The following is a 26281-nucleotide window of genomic DNA, read 5'->3' on the forward strand; positions in this document are numbered from 1 at the left end:
GGGGTCAGGATTGCGGTAGGGGAATGCTTTTGCCGTTGAAGTGGTTCATCGCTGCCTCCACCCCAGACTGAATACTTAACTCAATGGCATCCACGGCAAGGTCAAGCACAGCAGGTAAAATGGCGAGTTCAGCAGCCGAAAAATGTCCCAAAACAAAGGGCACAGCATTGCGCGGCCCGGTTTGTTGCTGCAGGCGATCGCCAAAGGCAATGCCCACCTTGAGGCGGGGAAACTGCTGCGAATGACAGTGTTGAATAATTGACTTAATGCCGTTGTGTCCGCCCGTCGAGCCACTCAAGCGCAAGCGCAGCCGCCCCAAGGGCAAATCGGCATCATCATAGACGACAAGGGTTCGCTCAAGGGGCAGCTTATAAAAATTCAGCAGGGCATGGAGAGACTGCCCCGAACTATTCATATAGGTAGTGGGTTTGAGGAGGCGTACCTTTTGACCATGAATCAGAACCTCTGCCACCTCTCCCAAGAAGCGCCGCTGCGGGGTCAACTGCACCTTATACCGATCGGCAAGGGCGTCAAGGACACGAAAGCCAATATTGTGGCGCGTCGTCGCATACTCTGCCCCCGGATTCCCAAGGCCGACAATCACACAGGGTTGGAGAACCATGCCACCTAAGCAGAGGGTTCCCGCGATGATTCCGATTCTGCCTTGGCCTGCTGTTCCTGTTCGAGGGCAGCGGTCTGCCGTTTCATTTCATCTTGGAATTCACGGGAGGCTTCCTCAAAGGCACGCTTGGTTTTGCCAAGGCTGCGACCAATTTCCGGCAGCTTTTTAGGGCCAAAGATTAAAAGCGCCACCACCAGAATCACAATCAGTTCCGGCAGACCGATACCAAAAACGTTCATGGGTTATCCTAGTGCTTTCCAACTCACGTTAACACCATCGAGGATGAGTGTCGAGTTGTAGATTTGCAAAATAATCAGCAAAAAGACAAGGAACAGCCCCATAAAGACCGCCATCAAGGGAGTGGTACCCCAGCCGGGGGCGACTTTACCGTATTCAGAGTTCAAGGGGCGCAGGAGATCCCCTAGCCAAGTCCGTCGTGCCATAAATCCCTTTTTTGAACGAGATGAACAGAGTTTTAATGTTTCGTAATATTATAGAAGCACATCTTGCTCCCATTGAGAACGCTTCTATGGAACCTGCAACAGTTCTTAGCATTGCTCTCGCTGCCATCTGCATTGGCGTGACCGGCTACTCTATCTACCTCTCCTTTGGCCCTCCTTCCAAGGAGTTAGCGGATCCTTTTGACGATCACGAAGACTAAAGCTAGAGTCCCTCAACGGGGACACCCAAAAAGCTGGCGATTGTGGCGCCTTGGGTTTCGAGTTCTGCCAACGGCAAGGGCGCACCTACGCGCGTTAGGGGGACTTCGCCGCGACCTTTGATTTTAAGGTAGAGGGCGCGTTTCGGGTTTAGCCCTTCTTTAATCATAATTCTCACGGATTGGACATCGCTGATGGGGCAGCTGACCTCAATGCGGCGATTCTTCCCCGGAAAACCCCAGCGGAAAATGCGGACAACGCCCGTTTCTTTGTTGAACTCGTTAAAGCCACCGCCAATATCCCAAGCGATCGCCAGCCACAGATACGTTGCCAACAGCAGCGCCGCCACCCCATAAAAGCCAATGGCAATGCCTTGGGGAATAAAGACTAAATCAATTGGGTTCCCAATGGGCAGTAGGTTGCGGTGCAAATAGCTAGAAAGACCGGCCAAAAAGAAACCCAAGCCACCAATGGAGACCGCTGTTGCCCAAAAGTAGTTACTAGGGCGACGGGAACCCAGCACCGTATAGCGCAGAATCGACTCTTGACGCGGGGATGGCTCAGTTACAGGGGAGTTCGTCATAGCTTCCGTTGCCAAAGTTAAAGCACTTTACATATTAAGAGAAATTGGGGGTATTCCTAAAGGAAGAATTTCTGTGCCTCCACAATCCTCTGCATAAAAGCTAGGCTAGAACTACTCTTGGGTGGCTAATTCTACCTGTAGAGTAGGGAAGTCCGAAAAAGCGTTTTTCTTGCAATTCATACAATATAAATAGTTAAAAACTGGAAAAAGGGGTCAAAGGGTCAGCTATGCAACCATCCAATCCAAATCAATTTACCGAAAAAGCATGGGCTGCGATCGCCCGCACACCAGATCTAGCCAAGCAGGCACAGCACCAGAATCTCGAAAGTGAACACCTGATGAAATCGCTGCTCGAGCAAGAGGGTCTAGCGACACAAATTTTCCAAAAAGCTGGCTGTTCGGTGCAGCGCATTCGCGATCTCACCGATGAATTCATTAACCGTCAGCCGAAAATCAGTAATCCCAGTGGCGTCTATCTAGGACAGAGCCTTGACAAGCTCCTCGATCGCGCCGAAGAGGCACGCAAACAGTTTGGCGATGAGTTTATCTCGATTGAGCACTTGGTATTGGCCTTTGCCCAAGACGATCGCTTTGGCAAAAAACTTCTTCAGGAGGTCGGCCTGAGCGAAAAAGCCCTACGGGAAGCGATTCAGCAAATTCGCGGCTCCCAAAAAGTGACGGATCAAAATCCAGAGGGCAAATATGCGGCGCTGGAAAAATATGGCCGTGATCTGACGCTCTTGGCTCGTCAAGGGAAACTGGATCCCGTCATTGGCCGTGATGATGAAATTCGCCGTGTGATTCAGATTCTTTCCCGCCGTACCAAAAATAACCCAGTGCTCATTGGTGAACCCGGCGTTGGTAAAACCGCCATTGCTGAAGGCTTGGCACAGCGGATTGTGGCGGGGGATGTGCCTGATTCCCTGCGCGATCGCCAGTTGATTGCTCTCGACATGGGTGCCTTGATTGCCGGTGCCAAGTATCGCGGTGAATTTGAAGAGCGCCTCAAAGCAGTTCTCAAGGAGGTCACCGACTCCAACGGCCAAATCATCCTCTTTATTGATGAAATCCACACTGTCGTTGGTGCCGGGGCAACCCAAGGGGCGATGGATGCCGGCAACCTGCTCAAACCGATGTTGGCGCGGGGGGAACTGCGCTGTATTGGTGCCACCACCCTTGATGAGTACCGCAAGTACATTGAAAAGGATGCAGCTCTGGAACGGCGGTTCCAGCAAGTCTATGTGGATCAGCCCAGCGTTGAGGACACGATCTCCATCTTGCGGGGTCTCAAGGAACGCTATGAGATCCACCATGGCGTGAAAATTTCCGATACCGCCTTGGTGGCAGCAGCTACGCTCTCAACCCGCTACATTAGCGATCGCTTCTTGCCCGATAAAGCCATTGACTTGGTCGATGAAGCCGCCGCGAAACTGAAAATGGAGATTACCTCCAAGCCGGAGGAACTGGATGAGATTGACCGCAAAATCCTGCAGCTGGAAATGGAGCGGCTCTCCTTGCAAAAAGAAACCTCGGCAGCTTCGCGCGATCGCCTTGAGAAGCTGGAAAAAGAGCTAGCGGATCTCAAGGAAGAGCAAAGCCGCCTCAATGCCCAGTGGCAAGCAGAAAAAGAGGTCATTGACCGTCTCCAAGCCATCAAAGAAGAAATCGAAAAAGTCAACATCGAGATCCAGCAAGCGGAGCGCAACTACGACCTCAACCGTGCCGCTGAACTGAAGTACGGCAAACTCACAGAACTCCACAAACAACTGGCGGCAGCCGAAGCCAAACTGCGGGAGATTCAAGTGGGCGGTCGCTCTCTGCTGCGGGATGAAGTGACCGAGGCCGACATTGCCGAAATCATTTCCAAGTGGACGGGCATCCCTGTCAGCAAACTAGTGGAGTCGGAAGCCCAAAAACTGCTGCACCTCGAAGAAGAGCTGCATAAACGGGTTGTCGGTCAAGATGAGGCCGTCACCGCAGTAGCGGAGGCCATTCAGCGCTCCCGTGCCGGACTAGCGGATCCCAACCGTCCCATTGCCAGCTTCATCTTCCTTGGGCCAACGGGTGTCGGTAAAACGGAATTGGCCAAAGCCTTGGCGGCCTTCATGTTCGACACCGAAGAGGCGATGGTGCGGATTGACATGTCGGAGTACATGGAGAAACACGCCGTATCGCGGTTAATTGGGGCGCCCCCCGGTTATGTGGGCTATGACGAAGGCGGTCAACTCACAGAAGCCATTCGCCGCCGTCCCTATGCCGTGGTTCTCTTCGATGAGATTGAAAAAGCCCATCCCGATGTCTTCAACGTGTTCCTGCAAATTCTCGATGATGGCCGCGTCACCGACTCCCAAGGGCGGACGGTGGACTTCAAGAACACCATCATCATCATGACCAGCAACATTGGTTCTCAGTACATCCTTGATGTGGCCGGCGATGACAGCCGCTACACGGAAATGTACAGCCGCGTCATGGAGGCGATGCGTGCCCACTTCCGCCCCGAGTTCCTCAACCGTGTGGATGAATTTATCATCTTCCACAGTCTGCGCAAGGATCAATTGCGGCAAATTGTCCATTTGCAGGTGCAGCGATTGCAGGAACGCCTCAGCGATCGCCACATTACCTTGTCCCTCACAGAGAAGGCGATCGACTTCTTGGCCGAAGTGGGTTACGACCCCGTCTATGGTGCCCGCCCGCTGAAACGTGCCATCCAGAAACAACTGGAAACCCCGATTGCCAAAGCTATCCTGCGGGGCGAGTTCTTCGATGGCGACACGATTCTGGTGGATGTGGGCGAGAACGAACGCCTCAGCTTCCAGCGTCAAGCGGAACTGGTAACCGTTTAGGTGCAATTGAAACTGATTCAAGAGAGTTGGGTTGGGGCTTTCCCCTCAGCCCTCTTTTTTTGACCAAGCGTTTTAGTAGCCTCCGTCAAACAGGGTAATCTTGGCCAATAGTCCTGCCACCATCAAAAAGAGCGCCACTAGTAGTGCCCAAAGGCGATTTTCCGTTGAACCTTGGCGCTTTCCTAGGTCCACTAACTGCTCACGATTGGTTTGCACTTCCAAGCGCACTGCCTCGATTTTGGCTTCTATAGTGTTGAATTTCTCGTCAATCGTGTTAAACTTCTCGTCAAATTTTGCTTCCAGCGTGTTCAGCTTCTCTTCAAACTTGGCTTCTAGTGTGTTGAACTTTTCTTCAAATCTGACTTCTATAGCATTCAATTTCTCATCTACTATCTGGAACTTTTGATCAATCGTATTGAATTTCTCACGGATTTCCGCGTGACCGACTTTCACCTCAAGGGTAAGTTCCGCCAGTTGCGACTGCATGGCTTTCATGGTCTCGAGGACTTCTGTCAGTTGCGATTGGGTGACGGGTTCACTCATGCTGCTCATCCTTAGACTTGGTCAAACAGGGTAATCTTGGCCAATAGTCCCGCCACCATCAAAAAGAGCGCCACCAGTAGTGCCCAAAGGCGGTTTTCCGTTGAACCTTGACGCTTCCCTAAGTCCACTAACTGCTCGCGATTGGTTTGCACTTCCAAGCGCACTGCCTCGATTTTGGCTTCTATGGTGTTGAATTTCTCGTCAATCGTGTTGAACTTCTCGTCAAATTTTGCTTCTAGCGTGTTCAGTTTCTCTTCAAACTTGGCCTCCAGAGTCTGGAATTTTTGGTCAATCGTGTTAAATTTCTCACGGATTTCCGCGTGACCCACTTTCACCTCAAGGGTGAGTTCTGCGAGTTGCGACTGCATGGCCTTCATCGTCTCGAGAACTTCTGCGAATTGAGACTGGGTGACGGGTTCACTCATGCTGCTCATCCTTAGACTTGGTCAAACAGGGTAATCTTGGCCAATAGTCCCGCCACCATCAAAAAGAGCGCCACTAGTAGTGCCCAAAGGCGGTTTTCCGTTGAACCTTGACGCTTCCCCAAGTCCACTAACTGCTCACGATTGGTTTGTACTTCCAAACGCACTGCCTCGATTTTGGCTTCTATGGTGTTGAATTTCTCATCAAATTTTGCTTCCAGCGTGTTCAGTTTCTCTTCAAACTTGGCCTCCAGAGTCTGGAATTTTTGATCAATCGTATTAAATTTCTCACGGATTTCGGCTTGACCGACTTTCACCTCAAGGGTGAGTTCTGCGAGTTGCGACTGCATGGCCTTCATGGTCTCGAAGACTTCTGCGAGTTGAGATTGGGTGATGGGTTCACTCATGGGTGGAGTTCAAGGGGACTTAAGTTTATTCTAGAGTGACCCAGCAATTTCCGTTTTTAACGTCTCCATAAATGCCGAATAATTTTGGTGGTTGGCTGGGAAGCCGAGTTCTAGCCAAGTCTGGGGTAATGTGTCTGCAATAAACTGACGTGCTTCAGTACCATCGTTAGGCTGGCGATCGCCCCCTTGGTATTTCCCAATTACTCCTCCAGCCAAGCCAGATTGCGACGATGATTTAGTTCTGCTTCTAAAACGATAATTTCTTATTGGCAGAAAATTAAATGGTTATTAACTCTCAGATGGTAGGGTGTTATATGCTACACAGGCAAGGGTAATTTTTTGTATTTTTGTGTTTTTACTTCCTCCTATCTGGTGATTTTTGCGACCTGTACTCCTCAGAATGCCCAAAACGAACCTCAAAGGATACAGAGACAGGGCAAACGCCGGCAAGGGTCTGACGGTATATTGGATTCAGACTGCCAGCCCCAATCTTTGGTAACGGTGAGGAAACTTGTGTTCATGGTCAGTGAGCAACAGCAATGGTAAGTTCTGGTCCCAAGCCCCGTCCAGAAGGGTTTGCTGCTCTGATGCGGAACAAGAATTTCCTCAAGTTATGGGGCGGTCAAATCATCTCCCAACTGGCGGACAAAATTTTTCTCGTCCTCCTAATTACACTGGCGGTTTCCTACGACGCCAGCTATGAACTGCCCGGCTCTAAGGCCTCAGCCGTAATGATTGCCAATACCCTACCAGCGGTCTTCTTTGGCTCAACGGCAGGCACCTTTGTGGATCGCTACCCCAAGCGGGAGCTAATGAGCATTACCAATATTCTGCGCGGGCTACTGGTTTTTGCTCTGATCTTTATTCCGAAGCGGTTTACGCTGCTGCTCCTGATTGCCTTTTCTGAGTCCATTCTTACGCAATTCTTTGCCCCGGCAGAACAGGCGGCGATTCCCCTGCTAGTGAAGGAGGAAAATCTGCTCTCGGCGAATGCCCTCTTTATCACAACAATGATGGGGTCACTCGTAGTGGGGTTTGCCATCGGTGAGCCATTGCTGAGTGGTGCTGTGGCCATAGGGGGTGTCTATGCCCGTGAAGTCGTTGTCGGTGTGCTGTACGTTATGGCGGGATTGGTTTTAGCCTCGATTCGCTACCGAGAAGCAGTTCATGAGCGCGATCGCCACCTCAATGTATGGCAGGACTTGCAGGAGGGGTTTCACTACGTGCGCAAAAATCGCCTCTTGGGGAATGCCATGCTCCAGTTAACGATCCTCTATTGTGTCTTTGCCGCCTTGACGGTGTTGGCCGTCAGTTTAGCCCAAGAAATTGGCCTGCGTCCTAATCAGTTTGGCTTTCTCTTGGCCGCCGCAGGGCTGGGGTTAATTTTAGGGGCGGGGGTTTTGGGCCAATGGGGGGAAAAATTGCATCATCGACCCCTGCCTTTGATTGGCTTTTTGGTGATGGCAGCTGTCCTACTGGTCTTTGCTTTTGTGCATCATCTGTGGGTGGGTCTGGGCTTAAGTATTTTGCTGGGAATGGGGGCATCCTTAATTGGTATTCCCATGCAGACCCTCATTCAAGTTCGGACGCCGGCGACGATGCGGGGTAAGGTCTTTGGCTTCCAAAATAACATTGTCAACATTGCCCTCAGTGTGCCTTTGGCGATCGCCGGGATTCTTTCGGATTTCCTTGGCCTCACAGTGGTCATGGTGGGGATGGGGGGCGTGGTGGCGATCGCGGGCATTTGGGCATGGCGGAATACACGAGCCGTTCTTGAGGATGCGATTTAGGAGACAGGAATGCCCCTACTACACTTGAGTACTTGGCCAGAGGTCGAAGCCTATCTCAACACTTCCAAGGGGATGATTATTCCCATTGGCTCCACGGAGCAGCATGGCCCGATGGGTCTCATTGGCACCGATGCCCTCTGTGCCGAGGCGATCGCCAAAGGGGTAGGGGAAGCAACTCATGCCCTTGTTGCCCCGACAATTTCCGTGGGCATGGCCTTACACCATACGGCTTTCCCCGGCACGATTAGTTTGCGTCCTAGTACCTTGATTTTCGTCATTCGCGACTATTTAGTGAGCTTGGTACGCGCAGGCTTTCAACGCTTCTTTTTCATCAATGGTCATGGCGGCAATATCGCGACAGTGAAGGCGGCCTTTGCGGAAACCTATGCCGTTTTGGCAGATCTGCCCATCCCAGAGGCGGATCAGGTGCGCTGTGAGTTGGCCAACTGGTTTATGTGTTCCTCAGTGATGCAGCGGGCGCGGGAATTGTATGGCGATCGCGAGGGTTCCCATGCCACCCCCAGTGAAGTGGCGGTGACCCAATTTCTCTATCCAGAGGCCATTAAACGCGTTCCCCTCAATCCCGAAGTCAACACCAGTCATGCCATCTACGGTGCCGCAGATTTTCGCCGCCGCTATCCCGATGGTCGTATGGGGGCAGATTCCAGTTTGGCCACCCCTGAGCATGGACAGAAATTCTATGAGCGGGCTGTTCAGGAGTTGAGCGATCGCTACCGTCAATTTCTGCAAGCCGACTAAATGACTTTCTCTCTCCCAGCTCAAACGTGGCATTGGCACGGTTACCCGATTCTCTATCGGCATCAAGGGACTCAGGGCATCCCCCTACTCCTGATTCACGGCTTTGGTGCCTCTAGCTTGCATTGGCGCAAAAACATCCCTGCCCTTGCGGCTCACCATCAAGTCTATGCCATTGATTTACTGGGCTTTGGTGGCTCCGCCAAACCCGCTCCCTCGGTCATCCCCTATACATTTGAGACGTGGGCAACCTTGGTTCTAGACTTTTGCCGCGAGGTCATTGGTCAGCCCACGGTTTTAATCGGCAACTCCATTGGCTGCGTCGTTGCTTTACAGGCCGCTGTTTTCCAGCCTGCATGGGTCAGTCAACTGATCCTGCTGAACTGCTCTTTGCGTCAGCTCCACGATCGCAAGCGATCGCAACTGCCTTGGTACCGCCGTTGGGGAACCAGCCTACTCCAGCAACTTTTAGGCAATCGCACCCTTGGCACCTACTTTTTCCGCCAAATTGCCCAACCCCGTACTGTGCGCCGTATTCTCCACCAAGCCTATGCCAACACTGCCGCCGTCACCGATGAACTGGTAGAGATATTACTCACCCCTGCCCAAGACGTGGGGGCTGCCGAGGTCTTCTTAGCCTTTGTCCGCTATTCCCAAGGTCCCTTACCCGAAGACCTGCTACCCCAGATTACCTGCCCCACCTATTTTCTGTGGGGTGCCGCCGACCCTTGGGAACCCATTGATGAAGGGCAGAAGCTAGCTCAATTTCCCTGTGTGCAGGAGTTTGTCGCCTTACCAGAGGTGGGCCATTGCCCTCAAGATGAAGCACCTGAGCAGGTGAATGCCCACATTCTGAAATGGTTGCGCAAAATTTCCGTCAGCAGCTACGATGTTCTCTGAACTCGTGTTATACTGGTAAAGCTTAACGGGGCGTAGCGCAGCTTGGTAGCGCACCACTTTGGGGTAGTGGGGGTCGTGGGTTCAAATCCCGCCGCTCCGATTCATTGTTAGCAATCCCCAGCTGCCGCGTGATACAGCTCTGGGGCTTATTGTACACGCCTCAGGGCATGGCTTTCAAAACCCATCACCCATTTTCTACACCCAACAGTGGCAGCAATACCCCATTGACCCGCCCCACATCAAACCGCTCCTCCGCCAGACGCCGACTTGCGCGCCCCATGGATGGAATGAGCTCGGGTTGTTCAATGAAGCGACGTATAGCGTTTGCCAGTGCTGCAACATCCCGCGGTGGTACCAAGAATCCATTGACACCATCGATGACCGTCTCGCGGCAGCCGGGTGCATCGGTGGTAATGACTGGCCGCCCTATGGCCATGGCCTCTTGGGTGCTGCGCGGCACCCCTTCCCGATAAGAAGGCAGCACAAATACACTGGTCTGCGCCAGCCAAGGCTTGACATCTACTGCTCCAGGCCATTCCACCGTGCCATCCTCCAGCCAAGGCTGTAAATCTGCAGTCGACAAGCCGCCAGGATTGTCATCCAAGGAGCCCAGTAAACAAAAGCGGATCAACGGATACTCCCCCTTTACCTGCCGGGCGGCGGCCAGAAACTCCATGACCCCCTTTTCGCGCAGCAGCCGCGCCACCATGGTAAAAGTCAATGGCTGCAGGTGCGCAGGCTGCATGGGCCACTCGTCCAGCGCGACACCCGTGCCCAGTATCAATTGAAATTTCTCGGCTGGTAAGCCGCAGATTTTTTGCAACAAACATAAATCGTCCGGGTTTTGCACCACAACCCGATGCGCCAAGGGGAATGCCAAGCGATACAGTTGCGTCAGCACCCAGGATAAAACCCTGCGCTTGAATGGACTGCGTCCCTCAGGATCAGCCGTAAAAGCATAGCCTAGACCCGTCACCATCGCCACCCGCCGCGGTACCCCTGCCCAGGCTGCGGCTAGGGTTCCCCAAACATTGGCCTGGGCCGTGTAACTCAGCAAGGCATCGTAGCGGTTGGTACGAAAGATGCCCACCAGCTTCAGGAATGTTCGCAGATGACCCAAGGGGTTCAAACTCTTGCGTTCCAAGGGGTAACAAAGGCACTGGGCACCCAAACTCTCCACTTTTTGCCGTTCTTGTTGAGACCAAGTGGGCGCCAAGACATCGACGGTGCACCCCCTGTGCACCAACTCCGCGATCAATGGCAGACGAAAATTGATCACGGAATAGGCGGCATTGCTGATCAGGGCAACCTTGAAGGCCTCTTTTCTGGGCGCACCCCCCTCAGCTGCATCTTCCTCTGCCACTGTTGTGTGTGAGGTATTGCTTCCGCGCATTGCTGCCGGGAAAACCCAGCCAAGCAGTCTATCGGATCTAAAGTAACCGATCATTGTTGCAGCCACGCCTGCCACATCAGCACATCCCACAAATAATGCACCCAATTGCGCTGGCCGCAGAGATGCTCTTGCCAGCGTTGTCGGATCGGTGCTGGTGCTAGGAAACCCTCCCGTTTCAACCGCGCCTCCGAAAGCAAATCCTCCGCCCATTCCCGCAAGGGTCCACGCAACCAGTGTTCGATGGGCACGCCAAAGCCCATTTTGGGCCGCTCGATGAGTTCCTTGGGGACATAGCGGTAAAGCACCTGCCGCAGCAGCCATTTGCTCTGACCTCCACGGATTTTCATTGCCAACGGCAGCTGCCAAGCAAACTCTACCACACGGTGATCCAAAAGCGGCACACGTGTTTCCAAGCTTACTCCCATCGCCGCCCGATCCACCTTGACTAGGATGTCATCGGGAAGATAGGTGATGCTATCAAGATACAGCATGTGCTGCTCAAAATCGCAATCCTCAAGCCAAGCGTCCGGGTCGGTAAGGGGGGTGGGTGGCTCTGCCGTCACACCTAGCACGATTTCGGTGGGAGACTCCCAGTGGGAGACTAGGCGCAGATAGATTTCCTCCGAGCGGCGCACTGAAAATAACCGTGCTGCCTTATGCAGTTTATCACCAGGCAGCCGAAAGCGCAGGCGGTGCGGCAACAAGGGCGCTGCGAACCCATACAGCCTGTTCCACGCCGCGGGGGAAAGCGCCCGCACCCCAGATGCCGCCAGCTGCCGCAGTGGGCGTGGCACCATCGCCAGGCGCCGCCACAACCGCCGGGTCCAGAAATAGCGGGTGTAGCCGCCAAAGAGCTCATCGCCGCCATCCCCCGACAGGCTCACCGTCACCTGCTGGCGGGTCAGCTCAGAGACCAAAAAAGTGGGAATTTGGGATGAATCGGCAAAGGGCTCGTCATAGAGTGCGGGCAGCCGTGGAATCACCGCCATTGCGTCTTTGGGCGTCACATACAGTTCCGTATGCTCCGTGCCCAAGTGCCGCGCCACCGCTTTGGCGTGCTCGGCCTCGTTGTAGTCGCCCTCATGAAAGCCAATGGTAAAGGTCTTCACTGGCTGCGGGCTTTGAGCCTGCATGAGCGCCACCACGGTGGAAGAATCGATTCCCCCCGAAAGGAACGCCCCCAAGGGCACATCAGCCACCATCTGCCCCGCCACCGCACTGCGGACAAGCCCTTCCAGTTCGTCGATGGCGTCTTGCGCTGATCCTTTGAAGGGATGATGCAACCCCCACTGCGCCACTTTCCGCAGCGACCAGTAGGTTCGGATGTCGCCGCGGCTGCCAATGGGCAAGGAGCCTGCAGCAAACTGTACATAGCACCCTGGCGGCAGCTTCCAGATGCCCTCATAGATGCTCCACGGTGTGGGAATGTAGTTGTAGCGCAGCAAAAGTGCGAGTGCCCGCCGCTCAATGCTATGGTCAAAACCGGGAAAGGTACGGATTGCCTTCAGCTCCGAGCCGAACACCAGTGTCCCCTTGACCCAGCCATAATAGAGAGGTTTTTCCCCCATGCGATCTCTAGCTAGGGTTAATGTACGAGTCTTGCGATCCCAGAGGGCAAGAGCAAACATGCCAACTAGCTTTTCTAGGGCTGTGGTCACGCCCCAATGGCTAAAAGCCGCCAGTAGCGTCTCGGTATCGGAATGTCCGCGCCAAGAGGGGGCTGCACCAAGCGCTGTTAACTCCTGACGCAGTTCAAGGTGGTTGTAAATTTCACCATTAAAGACGAGGACATAACGGCCACACGCAGAAGCCATCGGCTGATGTCCTGCGGGGGAAAGATCAAGAATTGCTAGACGACGGTGGCCTAGGGCGATACCTGCCGCCTCATCTATCCAGACTCCCTCATCATCAGGGCCGCGATGGGAAAGGGTGCCATTCATCTTGCGGATAGTTGCTGCCCAGTCACCTAAAAAGGCAGCGTTGAGAAAACCAACTAGGCCACACATAGTCTATTCATAAAATTTCGGTATCTCCACCTTCTTATAGCCTAATGCCGTCCAGAATGGAGGACTATCTGAAAATTGAATATTTTCTAATCCAGCTTCCTCAAGCATGTGTTGAATCTCTAATTTTGAGAATCGTTTTTCTAGGGGTGTGCCAAATCGATCTCTAGAGTCAACACGCATTGTATAGAATGTTTTATCTCGATAATAACTAAGTGGTAAGCTATTTACATTGAAGCCAGCTTTTTCAAGAAGATATGATAGTCGAGCCAAAGGAAAATAGATGGCTATAGCAATCAGGTCGGTTAGAAAAATTTTTACTTTATTAGGTAGCCTAGAAATAAACAATCGGGGAAGAATAGTCATATACCACAGACACAGGTACCAAAAAGGTCGATTATCCAGTTTGTAGTAAATATACACAAGAAATGGGGCTTTTGGCTTTAGTAAGGCTACACAAGATTTAATACCTTCAAGTGTATTAGGTATATGATGTAGAACTCCAAGACAATAACCAAAATCTTGGCTGTTAGCCTGTAAATCGATGTTATCAATTGTCGTTTTAAAAAAGTTTATATTGTGGAAGTCTCTTAGCATTGATTGAGCAACTTCAATAGCATCAGATGGTTCAATACAGTTTAGTATGCCTACTCTTGGTGCGACAAACTTTGCCCAACGACCTGTACCACAACCCATATCGAAACCAACTGCATTTGGAGGTAAAATGTCCCACGGGAAAATTCTAAAGTAATCAAGAAATAATTTTTCTAATTCAGATTCACTAACTTCAAGGTGATTAAAGCTAGTCCATTCACTACCAAAACTCTCCACCACTTTAGGATCATAATTGAAAGACATTGGCTATGCTCCTCCTTTGTTCTTGAACTTAAAGATTTGATTTCTCTGAGATCAAGTGCGTGCCCAATTCAAGCTAGGTCTTGCCATCGCCAAGGTCGTGGTTGGTGAGGGAGTCAGTTATGCGACGAACATTGGCCGTAGCCTCAATACGAGTAAGGCCGCCGGGTCGCCAAACACCGATTATTCCGCACATGCGCCCATCCCCTCACTGCCACTCATCAGAATCTCGTATGTACATAAACTGTCCCACCCGCTCAATATACTCGCCCAAGGGGGGGTGGTCAACGGCCGCAAGCCAAACCAAATCCACCAAGATTGATGACTCTTCGAAGAGGCGCATGAGGCGCTTCAAGGTGCCGACGTTCAAGTCCGCCCCCACCAAGGCCAGATCAATGTCCGACCCCGGCAGGTGCATGCCCTTGGCGCGGGAACCGAACAGGATGGCCTTTTCCACCTTGGGTTCCTGTTCTAGGATAGCGCGGATGGCCGCTATGGTGGCGGCTGGCAAGCTCTAGTCCTCCTCACTCATGTAAGTTCCGAAAGGCGACGTCCGAGGTTCAGGAACACCGAGTGGTAACGCTCCACCACCGCCTGCGCCACCGCCAGTGCGATCGCCTCGTTGTAGGTGTGGCTGGAGAGGCTGCGCTTGTCGATCATGTCCATCCACACCTCCCCAACCTCGATCAGCCCGTGCTTGAAGGCCTCGCGCACTGTGCTGCGTGAATAGTCCTCGAGTACATTCCAAGCAAGCTCATGGGTGAACTCGAACCCCTGGATCAACCCCTGCCGCTCTAAATCCGACAGAGGGCGCACACGAGACAGACCCACCGCTGCCGTGAGCTGGCGCAAGGCCCGCTGAAAGTTGTCGAAGCGCTCTTTCCAGCGAATGTCGGGATCTGTCATTGCTCGGCTCCCCATGTAACGTCAATCCACTCGGTAGCGTACCTACAACACCCCCTGTCGGCGGTATACGTACTCGTCACAGCCCGAGCCGAAGAACCCAGGGTTGCGCCCCCACAACTGCCCCGGCCTGGCCAGAACCCGCTCCGCACGGAAGCCCAACATCTTCATCTGCCGCTCGACCTCTTCAGGCGAGATCGACTCGTAGGGCCAGCCACCCAGCCAGTCATGCACGTCATGGTGGAAATCCATCCCGCGCTTGGAACGGTACTCATTGACATATCGGGTGAAACTTCTGCCTGTGACCGCAAGACCCAAGCGAAACTAGGCCACGTAGATGGCACGGGCGCGGCGCTGCACCTCTTGGGACGCATGCGCATACCAACGTTTCTCCCACCGCCAGAAGGGATCCATCCACACCCGCCGGTACAGGGCAAACGCAAACCGGCCTTCTTTCCCTACCATGGCCGCAGGACACTGAATGGCGCGCTCCATGTCCCCGGTGTGGTGCAGCACACCCCAAGAATAGACCGTATCGAAGGCGCCCATCGCCTCAGGATGCAGATCGAAGACGCTAACCACCTCCACACGAAAGGCGGCTCCCCGAGGAGCATACCGATCGAGCAGCGCCTGGGTGGTGGCTACACTATCGGGGTCCAAGTCCACCGCCACCACCTCCCTAGCTCCTAAGCGCAGCGCCGCTAGGCTGTGCAGCCCCGACCCGCAGCCAATATCGAGAAAGCGCTGTCCGTCCAGGCGGTCTGACCCTAGCAGGCGGATCAGCCCTCGTTCGGCCTCAGCGATCTCGGCCGCCGTCACCTTCTCGGCATAGGCAGCCCAGTTTTTCCCAAACGCGAAGTGGGTATCGACGCTAGTTAAATCCTCTCTCATCTGTTTCTCCCTTTCGTAACATTTTCACCGCCTCCCGCCACACGGCGCGGTAACGCTCAACCATCGCCTCGATCGAGAAATGCTCGCCGATTCGCGCCCGGCAGGCCGACTGACGCTTGATCCAGTTTCCACGATCCATGCGCGCTGTGAGAGCAGCAACGATTGCCTGCGCCAGCGCTGCGCTGTCCTTGGTCGGCACGATCCAGCCCGTCTCGCCCACGATGCGCGCCGCATCCCCGACATCGGTGGCCACACAGGGTGTGCCGCAGGCCATCGCCTCAGCGAGCACATTGGGGAACGCTTCGCCATAGGCGGAAGACAGGACATGCACATCGAGGGCATTCATCACTACGGGCACATCCGTGCGGGGACCAAGGAGCTGCACCCGCTCCGACAAACCGGCCGCCTGAACTGCATGAGCCAGTTCTCGGTTTTGCAACGTGACATCGGTACCTACCAACACCGCACGAAACGCTACTCCTCTTCGCGCTAATTCGGCCAAAGTCGCAATCAGATTTCCGTGATCTTTTTGTGGATCAAACCGTGCCACCATGCCAATCAAGGGCAGATCGTCGGGCACCTGCCATTCGTCACGCAGCCGCTTTCTCGCCTCGTCATCCGGTGCAAAACGATTCAAGTCATAGCCATTGGGAATGACCACCATGCGGTGGCGGTCATAACCCAGCGCAGCGTGTACCTCAACCGCGGCCTCGGCGCAGGCGACGATTCGCACCGGCAGCCGGCGCGACAGCCGTCCGCACAGGCAGGCCACAAGACGTGTGCTGCGTGCCGACTTGCCCGGCTCCAACGTGGTGTTACGGATTCCCCATACCACCGGCACGCCCGTCATGCGTCCCGCCAACCCACCCAGTAAATCGGCGTGGTACATCCAGGTCTGCACCACATCGGGCTGCACCCGGCGCACTGCGCGCCACAGACCCATCAGGCCAGCTGCCGTCAACCGGCCGCGGGGCATGCCAAGCGCCGTCACATCCACCCCTAACTCTCGCAGCAGGGAGCCGTATTTGCCCTCTGAGGTAAGGGAGAGTACATAGTGTTCGTCTTCCCAGTCGTGGGTAATCAAGCGGTACAGCACCGCCTCCGCGCCGCCGTCGGAAAGGCTGGTGATGATGTGCAGGATTTTTCTGCTCACCATAAGGTCGTACTTGTCTTGTTTGGCGCCAACTGGCTCTTAGAGAGGTCTTTAGGACAGCATTGTACTCTAAGCAGTGCACAAAGGCCGAGAAACTGAAATATTGCCCAAGCAAAATCTAGTTGGACACGATGACGAGGACCTTGCAACTCTCCGTAAATTGAATATAGCCCTACAAATAAAGCCACATAAATGAGTAGAAAGCGTGAGAATGGTGTTCCCATGCGATGAAGTTTCAAAACTCCTAATAGCGCGGCCGGGATGAGCATCCAATGTAAAACAGCAGGAATATCGAGGAACGCGTACGCTTCTTCGGTATTAAACGGAATCGGCGTGAGCACAAAGCGCACTAAACCGAACAGAGGATTAACGAATTTTTCACGCAATTCGCCAAGTACGTAGTTAAATCCACCAAATCCAATTAACCCAAGAATAACTCCAAACATAAGCAACGCTAGCAAGGCGAATTTGCCCCTTTTATGACCTGAATTGATGAATCGCGTTCCTACCGCTAATAACAACGCAAGACTAAACAGGAATGGCACGTAAAAGCGCAGGTAGAAAAGCACCAGACTCGCTGCCGCCCCCAACGCCAAGGCATGCCAAATTCGACCCCGCAGGAACCAAGCCACGGAGATCAAAAGTAATACATGTAGCAACAGTACAAGCGTATCTTTGCCATTCATCACAGTGGACCATGCGACAATATCGGGATGCAGAACAAGAAAGGCGAAAAGCTGAGGCTGGTATCTTTGATAGCACAAACCTTCGCTCACCGATAGCCGAGACCCTAGCCAAGCGATTAATCCAGTGGCCATCACGTTCAATGCCACAGGGGCATAGTAACCTCTGCCAAACCAATCCATCGCCACTGTGTTATAGAGGTAATAAAGGATATGATCTCCCCCCGCTAGAGCGAAGACGAATTCAGAACGGACGAGATCAAGTAAACTACTTTGCTCATCGAGCAATGCTTCGCCAACCTGTAAGTACGACCAATCATCTAAGAAGGTAAACGTTCCATCAAATAAGAAACCGTAGTAAATGATGTAGAGGGCGGCTTTCAACAGCGCCAAGAACATCGCAAGCGTGGGTTCGCAGCCGCTACGCATAGCTGAAATCGCAATGGTGATGAAAATCGCTACTGTAGGAAGAAAAAGAAGCGTCAGATCGTAAGGATGCATCACGGTGGTCAACTTCTTTCGTACTCTGGTGCGAAATATATTGGCGTCACTCTTAATGCTTTATTTCTTTTTCCTTAACTTCAGGGCAGTAAACCCATCGCATCGAGATAAGCATCGATCGCCTGCGTCTGGTCGAAGTCCTGCGCGCGCTGACGCACGTCAGGCAACTGATCTCTCGGCATTGTCAGGGTTTCCTCCATCGCCCGGGTTAAAGCCTCTACATCCCCCACCGGCACTAGGCGCCCCCAGCGCCCATCTTCCAGAATTTCCCTTGGCCCACTGGGGCAATCAGTGCTTACCACCGGCGTGCCGCAGGCCATGGCCTCGATCAAAACGCCTGGTAATCCCTCCCAGCGCGAGGACAAGACGAACAGCGCGGCTCGCGAGAGATACGCAAACGGGTTGGCCACAAACCCCGGCATCTGCAGCACATCCGACCCCAAGCCTAGGGCATGAGACAGTTGCTCCAGCTCTTCTCGCAATTCGCCTTCGCCCAAGATGAGCAAACGCGCATCCCTCCGTGCGCGGAGCTGGGCAAAGGCCTGCAGCAGCGCGGTGAAGTTTTTTTCCTCCGTCAGGCGGCCGATCGCCAGCACCACGGGCACCTGCCCCGGTTGCAGCCAAGGGTGGGGCACCGGCTCATGGGCCAAGCGCTCGATGCGTTCGAGATCGAAGGGGTTGTAGATGGCGCGGACGCTACCCGCAGGTAGCTTGGCGAAGCGCTCCAGATCGCGCGCCGCATCGCGCGAGACAGCAACAATCCCATCCGCCTTGGGATAAAGCCGCGGCACCAGGGCATAAACCGCCCGCGCCGCCAAGCCACGCGCACGCGCCACTTCCACGCTAATGGTGGTGCGCTCCGACACGACCAGCCTTGTGCTGGCTGCCGCAAGCCGCCGGGCCAGAATTGCCACCACATTGGCGTGGTTCATGGCCGACAGCATCGCCAACGGCCGTTCGCACCGCAGATAGCGCACAAGCGGCCACAGGGCCTTAATGACCCGCCCGGCACGCAAATCCACCACCCGCACGGCGGGCGCAACATCCTTGAGATACGGCCCCACAGCGCTGGCCAGCACCAGATCGACGGCGTACCCCCGCGCCGCAAAGCCGTTGGCCAGCGTCACCATCACTCGCTCGGCGCCGCCGCCAGCAAGGGAGGGTAAAAAAATAGCGATACGGGATCGCCCCCGAGGATCTAGTAATGAAGACAAATTCATTCGATTTCGTTATAGCAGTTTACGAAACATCACAAACACATTGTTGTAAAACTTCTCCGTCCAGTCTATTTGATCCAGCAGCAACCCCAAGCCGTTCATAACCAGACAAAACGGTATCCACAGCGGCAGGGTCAGCGCCTTAAGCAGCCGAGTCAGCTTATTGGCGTTGAAGCTATTTTCCAGCCAGTTCAAGGTCAAAATCACCACCGTGCTACCAAACCCGCCTTGGCATTCCAGCGTGTGAACCTCATACGGCAGCAAACGCGCTGCACCATGCTTAGTAAAGCGTTGAAAATCATAGGGCGAGCCATGTTCGTTGTACAAAAACGGAAACGACAACACAATCATCCCGCCCGGCTTGCACACACGCGAAATCTCCCCCAGCGTGTGCGGTAGGTTTTCCACATGCTCGACCACTTGCGTCGCAAGCACCACATCAAAGGAGGCGTCATCGAACGGAAACACCGCATCGGGCGCAACTATATAATCTGCCTCCCTCCCCGCAACATCGATTCCGACATACTCGGTCGCTTGCGCGAACAGCGGGCGATAAGGCTTGTCGCCACATCCGACATCCAGCACCCTTCCCGTCAATTGCGGCAGCCGCAACTTTAGGGTACGCACCAGATAAACCGTATCCAGCCATTGAAAATGCCAAGGACGCAAGTGCGGATGTTTGCCGCAAAGTGCCTCATAAGTTTGCCGATAAAGCCGCCCAAGGCGAGATTCCTGATTATTTTCCATGTTGCAATTCCTCAAATAACGCTTCCCACATCCCTGCAATGCTAACCATCGAAAATCGCTCACGTGCCTCGATGGCGCGGGCAGCAAACCGCTGGCGCAAGGCCTCATCGCCCATCAATCGGCTCAATGCCGCACTTAACGCGGCCACATCGCCAGGCGGCACCAGCAGGCCATCCACTTCATGACGGATGATGTCGCGCGGTCCGGTGTCGCAATCAAAGCTTACCGCGGGCAAGCCATAAGCCAAAGCCTCAGCCAAGGTATTACCGAATCCCTCAAAGCGGGAACTCATTACATAAAGATCCGCCGCTTGGTACCAATCACCTATATTGCCCACCCGCCCAGGCAGCAGGATGCGCTCGTCCAGCCTGGCATTCTTGATTTGCGCCGCAAGTTCGTTCCGCAGCGGCCCCTCGCCCAGTATGGCTAGACGCCAATCCGGAAATGCCGCCGCCAAGCCTTGAAACGCAGCAATCAGGAGATCAAAGCCCTTTTGCCGACTCAAACGGCCGACCGCCAGCAGTAGTTTTGCATTACCGGTCTTGACCGGCGGCATCATGTATGGCGCTTGCGCCGGCAAGGGATAGCTTGCTGCATTCGGGATCACCGGCACCTTGCGCGCTCGGGTATTTTGACGCAGCCAAGTAGCGGATTCATCGGTGAGCGCGACTACCGCATCTAACCGTCCATAGAAATAGGATCTCAGGGTTTCCCAAACCACACCCAAAGGCATCTGCGGCGGATGGATATGCTCCGAACCGACGGTCACCAAGCCATGTAGGCCGGTTGCCGCTAACGCGAGCTGGATATTGGACGAATCCATCATGCCCAGTGCGACATCCGGTTGCACTTGGCGCAACACCCGGCGCAGGGCAGACACACGGCGCAGGTTGTTGATCAAGCCTTTCAGCACATTGCCACTATTTTGTTGCAGACCCAGCTTTATTCTGTGCACTGAAGGTAATAGTTCATAAAAATCGTCCGCGCCATCGGATAAAGTGACAACAGTCACTTCCCAGCCTTTCTCCGCCCAATAATTTGCAAGATTGGCTACAACACGCTCGGCGCCACCGGAAGAGAGGGAGGAGATAAAAAAAAGCACTCGCATATTCAAACTCTTGGGCGGGCAAGGAGGTTTTGAAATGCTGCTAGTCGATCAGGATTCAAGTGCGACAGACCAGCGTTTTCCTCAATCTTAAAAATATCGTAATTCTGCGCCCGCAGCCAGGCGATCAGATCCTGCATGGTATAGCCCGCAGCGCGATAAGTGGCGGCGTTGAGCTCGATGATCACCACAGGCCGAAAACGCTGGATAAGCCCCAAGCTGCCTTGTAAGGCGGGCAATTCTGCACCTTCGATATCCATCTTGATCACATCGACACGGTCTAGGTTCCGCTCCCATAGCCACGCATCCAGTGTAGTCACCTCAACTTCTGTCGCGGTGCTGGCCGCCGCCCTAGCCTTTGGATACAGGGTGGGCAATCCATCGTTTATCGTGCCATCATCAAACGTACCGATTGGTGAATACAAGGACAAACGGCCGGGCTTGTCGGCGACAGCAAACGGCTCAATGCTGACTTGCTCGAAGCCGTTCAACTGAATGTTTTTTAAGAGCTGTTTTCGTATGATGGGTGACGGCTCGAAAGCAAATACGTGCCCTTCCTTGCCAACCAAACCTGCCGCGAAAATGGTGAACTCGCCTTGGTTGGCACCCAAATCGATAAACACCCCGCCAGGCGGCAAAAATAAAGCCAACACTTGGAGCTGCGAGCCGGAATATGTGCCACGCCAATAGATTTGGCTCCCCATGTGCTCGCCCAGGCGACAGGCAAATCTCAAATCTCGCCCTTTACCGAAGTCATCGATAATCACTTCGGTGTTTGGGTGCCATTTGGCATGCATTTTTCGAATAAATTCAGCGATACGCGGCAAACCGGTGCCCTTACACTCATAAAGTGCACGTACCCAGCTACGCGGAGGGAAAATTTTGTTCATCCTGATCACCATATTCTAGGTTTGATATTAGATATTAAAACTAATGCCCGCTATGTCTTGCGCGCCACGCAGATAATGTAAAGCGCAAACCAACGTGTAGCCGGCAGCGGAAATAAGCATTGTTCAAACAGCCAGCCTAGTTTCGATAGGCGGGTCAGCCAAACGTATATTTGCCATGTCATGCCGCGCTTGGGTCGGTCAGCAAAGCACCAACTCAACATCCCAAAATTCAAGGACAAAAAATATAGCTATTCCAATAAAGAATGAGACATTATCCAGCACAATACTTGCGAATCAACTCATCAATCGAACTGTTTGACCCTGCATACCTCCGCGCTCGCTTCAGCGCACTGAAGTCGTGCTTAATCACATTCAAATCAGGAGAGTATTTCGGTAAAAATAACACCTCGTGACCCGCTGCTTTGACTGCTTCCTGAATCGCCCCTTTCGGATGAATCGGTGCATTATGGCCATTTTAATCAAGAATGAGATATTATCCAGTACAATAATCGCGAATCACCTCATCACACCGTTCTTGCTAGCGCATCTGTTTTTTTTCGGGTGATGCCCATCTGGGCGAGGGCATAACTAATGGTGGAAACTTGAACGCCAAATCGCTGGGCACGGTCGATTAAACGGTCATCGGGATGGGCAGCAACATCCGCTGCTAAGGCCGCCCAATCCAGCTTCCAAGGACGACGGGGGACAACTGTGGGGGCTAAGTCGTCTCGCTTCAGCCAGCGGTGGATAGTGGCGCGGCTCACCTGAAAAATTTGAGTCGCTTCACTGATTTTGCCACCTTGCTTGATATAGGAGACAACCCGCTCTCGTAGGTTCAAGCTATAGCTCATATTCTTGAGTAACATTCATGACTCTTTGAGTATAGCCTATCCCTCTTGAAAATATCTCACTCCTTTTCGAAATAGCTATATTTTGTCGTTCATGGGTCTATTGCCTCTCTCAATGCCTGCAACAGTCAAGGATTAGGAACACGCACCGCACGATGCTCATAACAAAACCATCTCTCCGCGAAGGCATGATTCCAACGGGGTCGCCGATTGCTTATGCATGCAGGCTGCCCCTTTCAATGAAATCGAGCTCTAAACCGAGCTAGGCCATCGCGCACGCGGCTCGTCAAGCGCAAATGGTCTAGGCCATAAAGCACCCAACCTAGCGGACGCATCACACCCGCCAGCACGCGCGCACCGATGCGAGCAGGTTTATGTCTCCGCTTGGCTTTTGGCAGATACAACGCCCAGCGTCCATACTGGACGGCCAGGAAAGCCACCCGCAGCGGTGACTTCAGGCAGCGTGCCCAGGTGACACAGTTCAATGCTTCGGCATAGGAAAGTACGGCACCCTCGGCATTCTGGTATTTGGCTCGAAGGGCATTTACTGGCTGAGTGGTGGATTCGACATCGCGGTGATAGATGCGAACCGGTACATTGAAGCAGCGTTGCGTATAGCGTTGCGCCATCGGAAACCAGACGACGCTCTCCGGCACATAGTTGGGGATATCCTCTGGGAAGAGGTAAGAACGCAACACGTCGGTACGCAAGCAACCGAGCTTTTCTCCTCTGATGCGATGGTCGAACCACTGCTCGATGGCGGTCGCATCCAGAGGCTCGGACGGGAAACGATCGCCGACGACGGCGCCATGCACATCCACGCACAAACCGACTACGGCACAGTAACGATCGACTTCTGCCTCAGGGATGCTTTGCCACATGCGCATGAACTGTTCCAAGGCATCGGGCAGCAGTTCGTCGTCGCTATCAATCGGCACGAACCATTTTCCCCGTGCCTCACGCACGCCGCGGTTGAAGGCCACTTTCTTGTGCTGATTGGGCTGCCAGATGTAACGGATCGGAAAGTCGTTGTCTGCGCTTTGCCATTGCTCCACCAAAGCTTGCGTGCCATCCGTCGAACCGTCATCGACGATGAGCCACTCGAAATTGCGCAGCGTTTGGCGGCAAATGCTTTGGTAAAGCCGTGGTAGCGTATGCGCACGGTTGTAGGTGGGGGTGAAAACAGTAATAGAGGGCATATCACACCATCCCCAACATCGTCTGCCAACGCGAAGGAACAGCGACGATCATGCTGTGATCGGCTGGTTCGATGTCGTCGCCACAATAGATTTTACAGACTTTTTTACCGATCAGCAGAGTCTTGAATTGCTGCCACCACCACTTTGCACCCGTCCCCAAGGGCTTGATCTAGGCAAAACGATAGCCCCAATCTTTGAGAATATCCACTTCTTCCATCGCTCCCTGAAAATCCGAGGCATGGACTTCGAAAAGCACAATAGGTTGGGCGGCTTTCATAGTCGACTCAGCTCCCTTCAACACTTGAGCTTCATAACCTTCAACGTCGATCTTGACCAAGGCGATTTGACTGGCGTCAAACGTGAGATCGTCTAAACGATAAACATCAATGACGTACCCGCCTCCAGAAGCGCTTTGTACGATACGACTCCCGCCCAGGTTGGTTGGATTTTCCTGCAAGGAAACAGTGCCTGAAGCATCGCCCAAACCGTATGGATGAACATGAATAACTGGATGCAAATCCGCATTGATTTCCAGAATGCGTCGGGTCACGGGATGAGGCTCAAAAGCATGTACTGCGGAAAAGTACCGGGAAAAATAGATGCTGTGATTCCCGATATTAGCCCCCACATCCAGCGCCACTGATCCGGAAAATGCAGTATACAACGGCCGCAGAAAATCGAAAACCGCATCCAGTTCAGTCAGCTCATAAAGACCCGATGCATTGATGGCATGGCCAATGGCATCATTGGCGTATATCACCATCTTCCCCCCCCGGCGTTCTAGCAATGCCTGACTACGGGCATGCAACCGACGCGCAAACCACTTACTCAGCGCTTCCTCAAGATTTGTGTGTTGGATACTTCGATGAATGCGTTTCATACCCCACCTACCTACTCATCCAGATACCACTTGACAAATCGCGCACCTATTCATAGCTATAATGAAATTTAAAACGATCAAGCAATGTAGAATCCCGTAGCAATCGCGAAAAAAGGAACCTCAGGGGTCGCCTTTGCTGAAAAACCACTTTTAGCTTGGAAAACATAATTAAGCTCATTTTCCAGAAGTGTTGAATCCTGCAACAAAACTTAACATCTTAATCTTAAATGACTAGTACCTCTGGCTGCCAATCAAAGCTCCAGTGCATTATCGAGCAGCGTCGACTGAGTGCCAGTTGCAAATATTGCAATTTGTCTAATAGCTTTTTCCCAAAGTATTCAGGTATCTCCACCAGCTCTAAAGTTAAATAGGCAATTAAAACTATATCAATTTGATTCATCACGCCGTTCAAACTCTTCGTAATCAGCTTCAGAAATTTCCATAGGTTGTCAATCGCCCACCGGTGCCGATATAACTCACTCACTTCTTCATCACTCAGTTGCTCTAAAAATTACCAACTCGCAAACCCTCTATCCATGATTACAATAGCATTCTCAGGGATCATTTCTAGAGTCTCCTCTTGAAAGCTCAGGTCATGTCTCTCCCCAACTAAGTTAAAATAGTAGCTTGCTAGGAGAGATGGCAGAGTGGTCGAATGCGCTCGACTTGAAATCGAGTGTGGCAGTGATGTCACCGAGGGTTCGAATCCCTCTCTCTCCGTTCAATCAACAAAAAGGCAGCCAGAACCTCTCCAGCCGCCTGACCCAATGATGACTTTTTAGAGTCACCTATAAGCCGAGATCCGCCAAAATGTCGGTGGCGTGGGTATCGGTTTTGACGCTGGTATAGACATGGGAAATGATGCCATTGCCGTCAATGACATAGGTAACTCGCTTGGCGTAGCCGCCGCCATCCACGTCGTAGGCTTTAATAATGGATTTGTCCACATCGGCCAAGAGGGGAAAGGGGAGGTTGTATTTTTCAGTGAACTTTTGGCGTGAGGTTTCGTCATCGGTACTCACCCCCAAAACCACAATCTCTTTGCCCTGATAGGCGGCATAGTTGTCACGGAAGCTACAGGCCTCTTTGGTGCAGCCGGGGGTGTCATCTTTGGGGTAGAAGTAGAGCACCACAGTTTTGCCCGCAAAGTCGCTGAGGGACACCGTATTGCCATGGGTGTCTTTGGCAGTAAAGGTGGGGGCGGGTGTACCAACGGCTAAAGCCATGGGGAATAACCTCCTAATGTTATAGTCATTTCGAAAGGGAGTGAGATATTTTCAAGAGGGATAGGCTATACTCAAAGAGTCATGAATGTTACTCAAGAATATGAGCTATAGCTTGGACTTACGAGAGCGGGTTGTCTCCTACATCAAGCAAGGTGGCAAAATCAGTGAAGCCACTCAAATTTTTCAGGTGAGCCGCGCCACTATCCATCGCTGGCTGAAGCGAGACGACTTAGCCCCCACAGTTGTCCCCCGTCGTCCTTGG

The 26281-nt window shown here is 53.1% G+C and carries 29 protein-coding genes, 2 tRNA genes and 1 pseudogene; 8 read left to right on the plus strand and 24 right to left on the minus strand.

Annotated features, from left to right (window positions below; translation table 11 throughout):
- Positions 1-4: 4 nt before the first annotated feature.
- Genes pth through psbH form a run of 3 tightly spaced genes read right to left on the minus strand, consistent with a single transcriptional unit; the run spans position 5 to position 1065 of the window.
- Complete coding sequence (gene pth / locus RHK62_RS04810; RefSeq protein ID WP_310453356.1) at positions 5-622, minus strand: aminoacyl-tRNA hydrolase; 618 nt, start codon at positions 620-622, stop codon at positions 5-7.
- A gap of 5 nt (positions 623-627) precedes the next feature.
- Positions 628-861 (minus strand): TatA/E family twin arginine-targeting protein translocase, encoded by a 234-nt coding sequence (locus tag RHK62_RS04815; RefSeq protein WP_206201137.1) that lies wholly within the window; start codon positions 859-861, stop codon positions 628-630.
- 3 nt (positions 862-864) lie between these two features.
- Complete coding sequence (gene psbH / locus RHK62_RS04820) at positions 865-1065, minus strand: photosystem II reaction center phosphoprotein PsbH (RefSeq protein ID WP_149820192.1); 201 nt, start codon at positions 1063-1065, stop codon at positions 865-867.
- Positions 1066-1151: 86 nt separating this feature from the next.
- On the opposite strand from psbH, the gene psbN reads away from it, so the two are divergent.
- The gene (gene psbN / locus RHK62_RS04825; protein ID WP_206201138.1) at positions 1152-1283 is read left to right on the plus strand and encodes a photosystem II reaction center protein PsbN; all 132 of its coding nucleotides are present in this window, start codon (positions 1152-1154) and stop codon (positions 1281-1283) included.
- Between the two features lie 2 nt (positions 1284-1285).
- Here the strand turns inward: psbN and RHK62_RS04830 are convergent, their stop codons facing one another.
- Entirely contained in the window at positions 1286-1864 is a 579-nt protein-coding gene (locus RHK62_RS04830) for a photosystem I assembly protein Ycf4 (protein ID WP_310453357.1), read from the minus strand.
- 227 nt (positions 1865-2091) lie between these two features.
- On the opposite strand from RHK62_RS04830, the gene clpB reads away from it, so the two are divergent.
- Positions 2092-4707, plus strand: a complete 2616-nt coding sequence (gene clpB / locus RHK62_RS04835) for an ATP-dependent chaperone ClpB (RefSeq protein WP_310453358.1) — start codon at positions 2092-2094, stop codon at positions 4705-4707.
- A gap of 72 nt (positions 4708-4779) precedes the next feature.
- Here the strand turns inward: clpB and RHK62_RS04840 are convergent, their stop codons facing one another.
- The 4 genes from RHK62_RS04840 to RHK62_RS04855 are packed head-to-tail and all read right to left on the minus strand — an operon-like array spanning position 4780 to position 6295.
- Positions 4780-5250, minus strand: a complete 471-nt coding sequence (locus RHK62_RS04840) for a hypothetical protein (RefSeq protein WP_310453359.1) — start codon at positions 5248-5250, stop codon at positions 4780-4782.
- A gap of 11 nt (positions 5251-5261) precedes the next feature.
- Entirely contained in the window at positions 5262-5675 is a 414-nt protein-coding gene (locus RHK62_RS04845; protein WP_310453360.1) for a hypothetical protein, read from the minus strand.
- A gap of 11 nt (positions 5676-5686) precedes the next feature.
- A complete protein-coding gene (locus tag RHK62_RS04850) occupies positions 5687-6079 on the minus strand; it encodes a hypothetical protein (protein ID WP_302678899.1) in 393 nt (130 codons plus the stop codon).
- A gap of 30 nt (positions 6080-6109) precedes the next feature.
- The gene (locus RHK62_RS04855; RefSeq protein WP_310453361.1) at positions 6110-6295 is read right to left on the minus strand and encodes a hypothetical protein; all 186 of its coding nucleotides are present in this window, start codon (positions 6293-6295) and stop codon (positions 6110-6112) included.
- Between the two features lie 323 nt (positions 6296-6618).
- On the opposite strand from RHK62_RS04855, the gene RHK62_RS04860 reads away from it, so the two are divergent.
- The 4 genes from RHK62_RS04860 to RHK62_RS04875 all read left to right on the plus strand — a co-directional run bounded on the left by RHK62_RS04860 (position 6619) and on the right by RHK62_RS04875 (position 9625).
- A complete protein-coding gene (locus RHK62_RS04860) occupies positions 6619-7869 on the plus strand; it encodes an MFS transporter (protein WP_206201146.1) in 1251 nt (416 codons plus the stop codon).
- 9 nt (positions 7870-7878) lie between these two features.
- On the plus strand, positions 7879-8628 hold the full coding sequence (locus RHK62_RS04865) for a creatininase family protein (RefSeq protein WP_310453362.1): 750 nt from the start codon (positions 7879-7881) through the stop codon (positions 8626-8628).
- Positions 8629-9525, plus strand: a complete 897-nt coding sequence (locus RHK62_RS04870) for an alpha/beta fold hydrolase (RefSeq protein ID WP_310453363.1) — start codon at positions 8629-8631, stop codon at positions 9523-9525.
- Positions 9526-9551: 26 nt separating this feature from the next.
- A tRNA-Pro gene (locus RHK62_RS04875) sits at positions 9552-9625 on the plus strand.
- An 84-nt stretch (positions 9626-9709) separates the two neighbouring features.
- Here the strand turns inward: RHK62_RS04875 and RHK62_RS04880 are convergent.
- From RHK62_RS04880 to RHK62_RS04950, 15 genes and pseudogenes are all read right to left on the minus strand, one after another.
- Positions 9710-10888, minus strand: a complete 1179-nt coding sequence (locus RHK62_RS04880; RefSeq protein ID WP_310453364.1) for a glycosyltransferase family 4 protein — start codon at positions 10886-10888, stop codon at positions 9710-9712.
- 80 nt (positions 10889-10968) lie between these two features.
- Complete coding sequence (gene asnB / locus RHK62_RS04885; protein WP_310453365.1) at positions 10969-12924, minus strand: asparagine synthase (glutamine-hydrolyzing); 1956 nt, start codon at positions 12922-12924, stop codon at positions 10969-10971.
- A gap of 3 nt (positions 12925-12927) precedes the next feature.
- Complete coding sequence (locus RHK62_RS04890; RefSeq protein ID WP_310453366.1) at positions 12928-13779, minus strand: class I SAM-dependent methyltransferase; 852 nt, start codon at positions 13777-13779, stop codon at positions 12928-12930.
- 205 nt (positions 13780-13984) lie between these two features.
- Positions 13985-14287 carry a nucleotidyltransferase domain-containing protein gene (locus RHK62_RS04895; RefSeq protein WP_310453367.1) on the minus strand — a complete coding sequence of 101 codons (303 nt, stop codon included), beginning with the start codon at positions 14285-14287 and terminating at the stop codon, positions 13985-13987.
- A 17-nt stretch (positions 14288-14304) separates the two neighbouring features.
- Positions 14305-14682 (minus strand): nucleotidyltransferase substrate binding protein, encoded by a 378-nt coding sequence (locus tag RHK62_RS04900; protein ID WP_310453368.1) that lies wholly within the window; start codon positions 14680-14682, stop codon positions 14305-14307.
- Between the two features lie 321 nt (positions 14683-15003).
- Positions 15004-15570, minus strand: coding sequence for a class I SAM-dependent methyltransferase (locus RHK62_RS04905; RefSeq protein ID WP_310453369.1), 567 nt, complete (start codon positions 15568-15570; stop codon positions 15004-15006).
- Positions 15551-16726: a glycosyltransferase gene (locus RHK62_RS04910; protein WP_310453370.1), complete on the minus strand. Its 1176-nt coding sequence runs from the start codon at positions 16724-16726 to the stop codon at positions 15551-15553. Before RHK62_RS04910 ends, RHK62_RS04905 begins: the two co-directional genes overlap by 20 nt.
- Entirely contained in the window at positions 16720-17919 is a 1200-nt protein-coding gene (locus RHK62_RS04915) for a hypothetical protein (protein WP_310453371.1), read from the minus strand. The genes RHK62_RS04910 and RHK62_RS04915 overlap by 7 nt, the downstream gene beginning before the upstream one ends.
- 68 nt (positions 17920-17987) lie before the next feature.
- Positions 17988-19127 (minus strand): glycosyltransferase, encoded by a 1140-nt coding sequence (locus tag RHK62_RS04920; RefSeq protein ID WP_310453372.1) that lies wholly within the window; start codon positions 19125-19127, stop codon positions 17988-17990.
- A 9-nt stretch (positions 19128-19136) separates the two neighbouring features.
- Entirely contained in the window at positions 19137-19871 is a 735-nt protein-coding gene (locus RHK62_RS04925) for a class I SAM-dependent methyltransferase (protein ID WP_310453373.1), read from the minus strand.
- Positions 19861-20979, minus strand: a complete 1119-nt coding sequence (locus RHK62_RS04930) for a glycosyltransferase family 4 protein (RefSeq protein ID WP_225901694.1) — start codon at positions 20977-20979, stop codon at positions 19861-19863. Before RHK62_RS04930 ends, RHK62_RS04925 begins: the two co-directional genes overlap by 11 nt.
- Before the next feature lie 2 nt (positions 20980-20981).
- Positions 20982-21866: an FkbM family methyltransferase gene (locus tag RHK62_RS04935; RefSeq protein WP_310453374.1), complete on the minus strand. Its 885-nt coding sequence runs from the start codon at positions 21864-21866 to the stop codon at positions 20982-20984.
- Positions 21867-22137: 271 nt separating this feature from the next.
- Positions 22138-22717: pseudogene (locus RHK62_RS04940) on the minus strand (IS630 transposase-related protein).
- Between the two features lie 233 nt (positions 22718-22950).
- Entirely contained in the window at positions 22951-23913 is a 963-nt protein-coding gene (locus tag RHK62_RS04945) for a glycosyltransferase family 2 protein (RefSeq protein ID WP_310453375.1), read from the minus strand.
- A gap of 169 nt (positions 23914-24082) precedes the next feature.
- Positions 24083-24793 (minus strand): FkbM family methyltransferase, encoded by a 711-nt coding sequence (locus tag RHK62_RS04950; RefSeq protein WP_310453376.1) that lies wholly within the window; start codon positions 24791-24793, stop codon positions 24083-24085.
- A gap of 633 nt (positions 24794-25426) precedes the next feature.
- On the opposite strand from RHK62_RS04950, the gene RHK62_RS04955 reads away from it, so the two are divergent.
- Positions 25427-25513: transfer RNA gene (locus RHK62_RS04955), tRNA-Ser, on the plus strand.
- A gap of 68 nt (positions 25514-25581) precedes the next feature.
- Here RHK62_RS04955 and RHK62_RS04960 read toward each other — a convergent pair.
- The gene (locus tag RHK62_RS04960) at positions 25582-26019 is read right to left on the minus strand and encodes a peroxiredoxin (protein WP_310453377.1); all 438 of its coding nucleotides are present in this window, start codon (positions 26017-26019) and stop codon (positions 25582-25584) included.
- A 100-nt stretch (positions 26020-26119) separates the two neighbouring features.
- Here RHK62_RS04960 and RHK62_RS04965 point away from each other — a divergent pair.
- A partial coding sequence (locus RHK62_RS04965) for an IS630 transposase-related protein (protein ID WP_310453380.1) occupies positions 26120-26281 on the plus strand: 162 nt, incomplete at its 3' end.

This window comes from Thermosynechococcus sp. HY213 (assembly GCF_031460975.1).
Lineage (GTDB): Bacteria > Cyanobacteriota > Cyanobacteriia > Thermosynechococcales > Thermosynechococcaceae > Thermosynechococcus.

What these genes read in the sequence shown, in the direction of transcription:
- RHK62_RS04950 (WP_310453376.1), bottom strand. Translation starts at nt 24,793, where the DNA reads ATGAAACGCATTCATCGAAGTATCCAACACACAAATCTTGAGGAAGCG.
- RHK62_RS04830 (WP_310453357.1), bottom strand. Translation starts at nt 1,864, where the DNA reads ATGACGAACTCCCCTGTAACTGAGCCATCCCCGCGTCAAGAGTCGATT.
- RHK62_RS04930 (WP_225901694.1), bottom strand. Translation starts at nt 20,979, where the DNA reads ATGCGAGTGCTTTTTTTTATCTCCTCCCTCTCTTCCGGTGGCGCCGAG.
- pth (WP_310453356.1), bottom strand. Translation starts at nt 622, where the DNA reads ATGGTTCTCCAACCCTGTGTGATTGTCGGCCTTGGGAATCCGGGGGCA.
- clpB (WP_310453358.1), top strand. Translation starts at nt 2,092, where the DNA reads ATGCAACCATCCAATCCAAATCAATTTACCGAAAAAGCATGGGCTGCG.
- RHK62_RS04865 (WP_310453362.1), top strand. Translation starts at nt 7,879, where the DNA reads ATGCCCCTACTACACTTGAGTACTTGGCCAGAGGTCGAAGCCTATCTC.
- RHK62_RS04935 (WP_310453374.1), bottom strand. Translation starts at nt 21,866, where the DNA reads ATGAACAAAATTTTCCCTCCGCGTAGCTGGGTACGTGCACTTTATGAG.
- RHK62_RS04960 (WP_310453377.1), bottom strand. Translation starts at nt 26,019, where the DNA reads ATGGCTTTAGCCGTTGGTACACCCGCCCCCACCTTTACTGCCAAAGAC.
- RHK62_RS04845 (WP_310453360.1), bottom strand. Translation starts at nt 5,675, where the DNA reads ATGAGTGAACCCGTCACCCAGTCTCAATTCGCAGAAGTTCTCGAGACG.
- RHK62_RS04945 (WP_310453375.1), bottom strand. Translation starts at nt 23,913, where the DNA reads ATGCCCTCTATTACTGTTTTCACCCCCACCTACAACCGTGCGCATACG.
- RHK62_RS04870 (WP_310453363.1), top strand. Translation starts at nt 8,629, where the DNA reads ATGACTTTCTCTCTCCCAGCTCAAACGTGGCATTGGCACGGTTACCCG.
- RHK62_RS04890 (WP_310453366.1), bottom strand. Translation starts at nt 13,779, where the DNA reads ATGTCTTTCAATTATGATCCTAAAGTGGTGGAGAGTTTTGGTAGTGAA.
- RHK62_RS04905 (WP_310453369.1), bottom strand. Translation starts at nt 15,570, where the DNA reads ATGAGAGAGGATTTAACTAGCGTCGATACCCACTTCGCGTTTGGGAAA.
- RHK62_RS04910 (WP_310453370.1), bottom strand. Translation starts at nt 16,726, where the DNA reads ATGGTGAGCAGAAAAATCCTGCACATCATCACCAGCCTTTCCGACGGC.
- asnB (WP_310453365.1), bottom strand. Translation starts at nt 12,924, where the DNA reads ATGTGTGGCCTAGTTGGTTTTCTCAACGCTGCCTTTTTAGGTGACTGG.
- RHK62_RS04840 (WP_310453359.1), bottom strand. Translation starts at nt 5,250, where the DNA reads ATGAGTGAACCCGTCACCCAATCGCAACTGACAGAAGTCCTCGAGACC.
- RHK62_RS04925 (WP_310453373.1), bottom strand. Translation starts at nt 19,871, where the DNA reads ATGGAAAATAATCAGGAATCTCGCCTTGGGCGGCTTTATCGGCAAACT.
- RHK62_RS04920 (WP_310453372.1), bottom strand. Translation starts at nt 19,127, where the DNA reads ATGAATTTGTCTTCATTACTAGATCCTCGGGGGCGATCCCGTATCGCT.
- psbN (WP_206201138.1), top strand. Translation starts at nt 1,152, where the DNA reads ATGGAACCTGCAACAGTTCTTAGCATTGCTCTCGCTGCCATCTGCATT.
- RHK62_RS04850 (WP_302678899.1), bottom strand. Translation starts at nt 6,079, where the DNA reads ATGAGTGAACCCATCACCCAATCTCAACTCGCAGAAGTCTTCGAGACC.
- RHK62_RS04815 (WP_206201137.1), bottom strand. Translation starts at nt 861, where the DNA reads ATGAACGTTTTTGGTATCGGTCTGCCGGAACTGATTGTGATTCTGGTG.
- psbH (WP_149820192.1), bottom strand. Translation starts at nt 1,065, where the DNA reads ATGGCACGACGGACTTGGCTAGGGGATCTCCTGCGCCCCTTGAACTCT.
- RHK62_RS04900 (WP_310453368.1), bottom strand. Translation starts at nt 14,682, where the DNA reads ATGACAGATCCCGACATTCGCTGGAAAGAGCGCTTCGACAACTTTCAG.
- RHK62_RS04860 (WP_206201146.1), top strand. Translation starts at nt 6,619, where the DNA reads ATGGTAAGTTCTGGTCCCAAGCCCCGTCCAGAAGGGTTTGCTGCTCTG.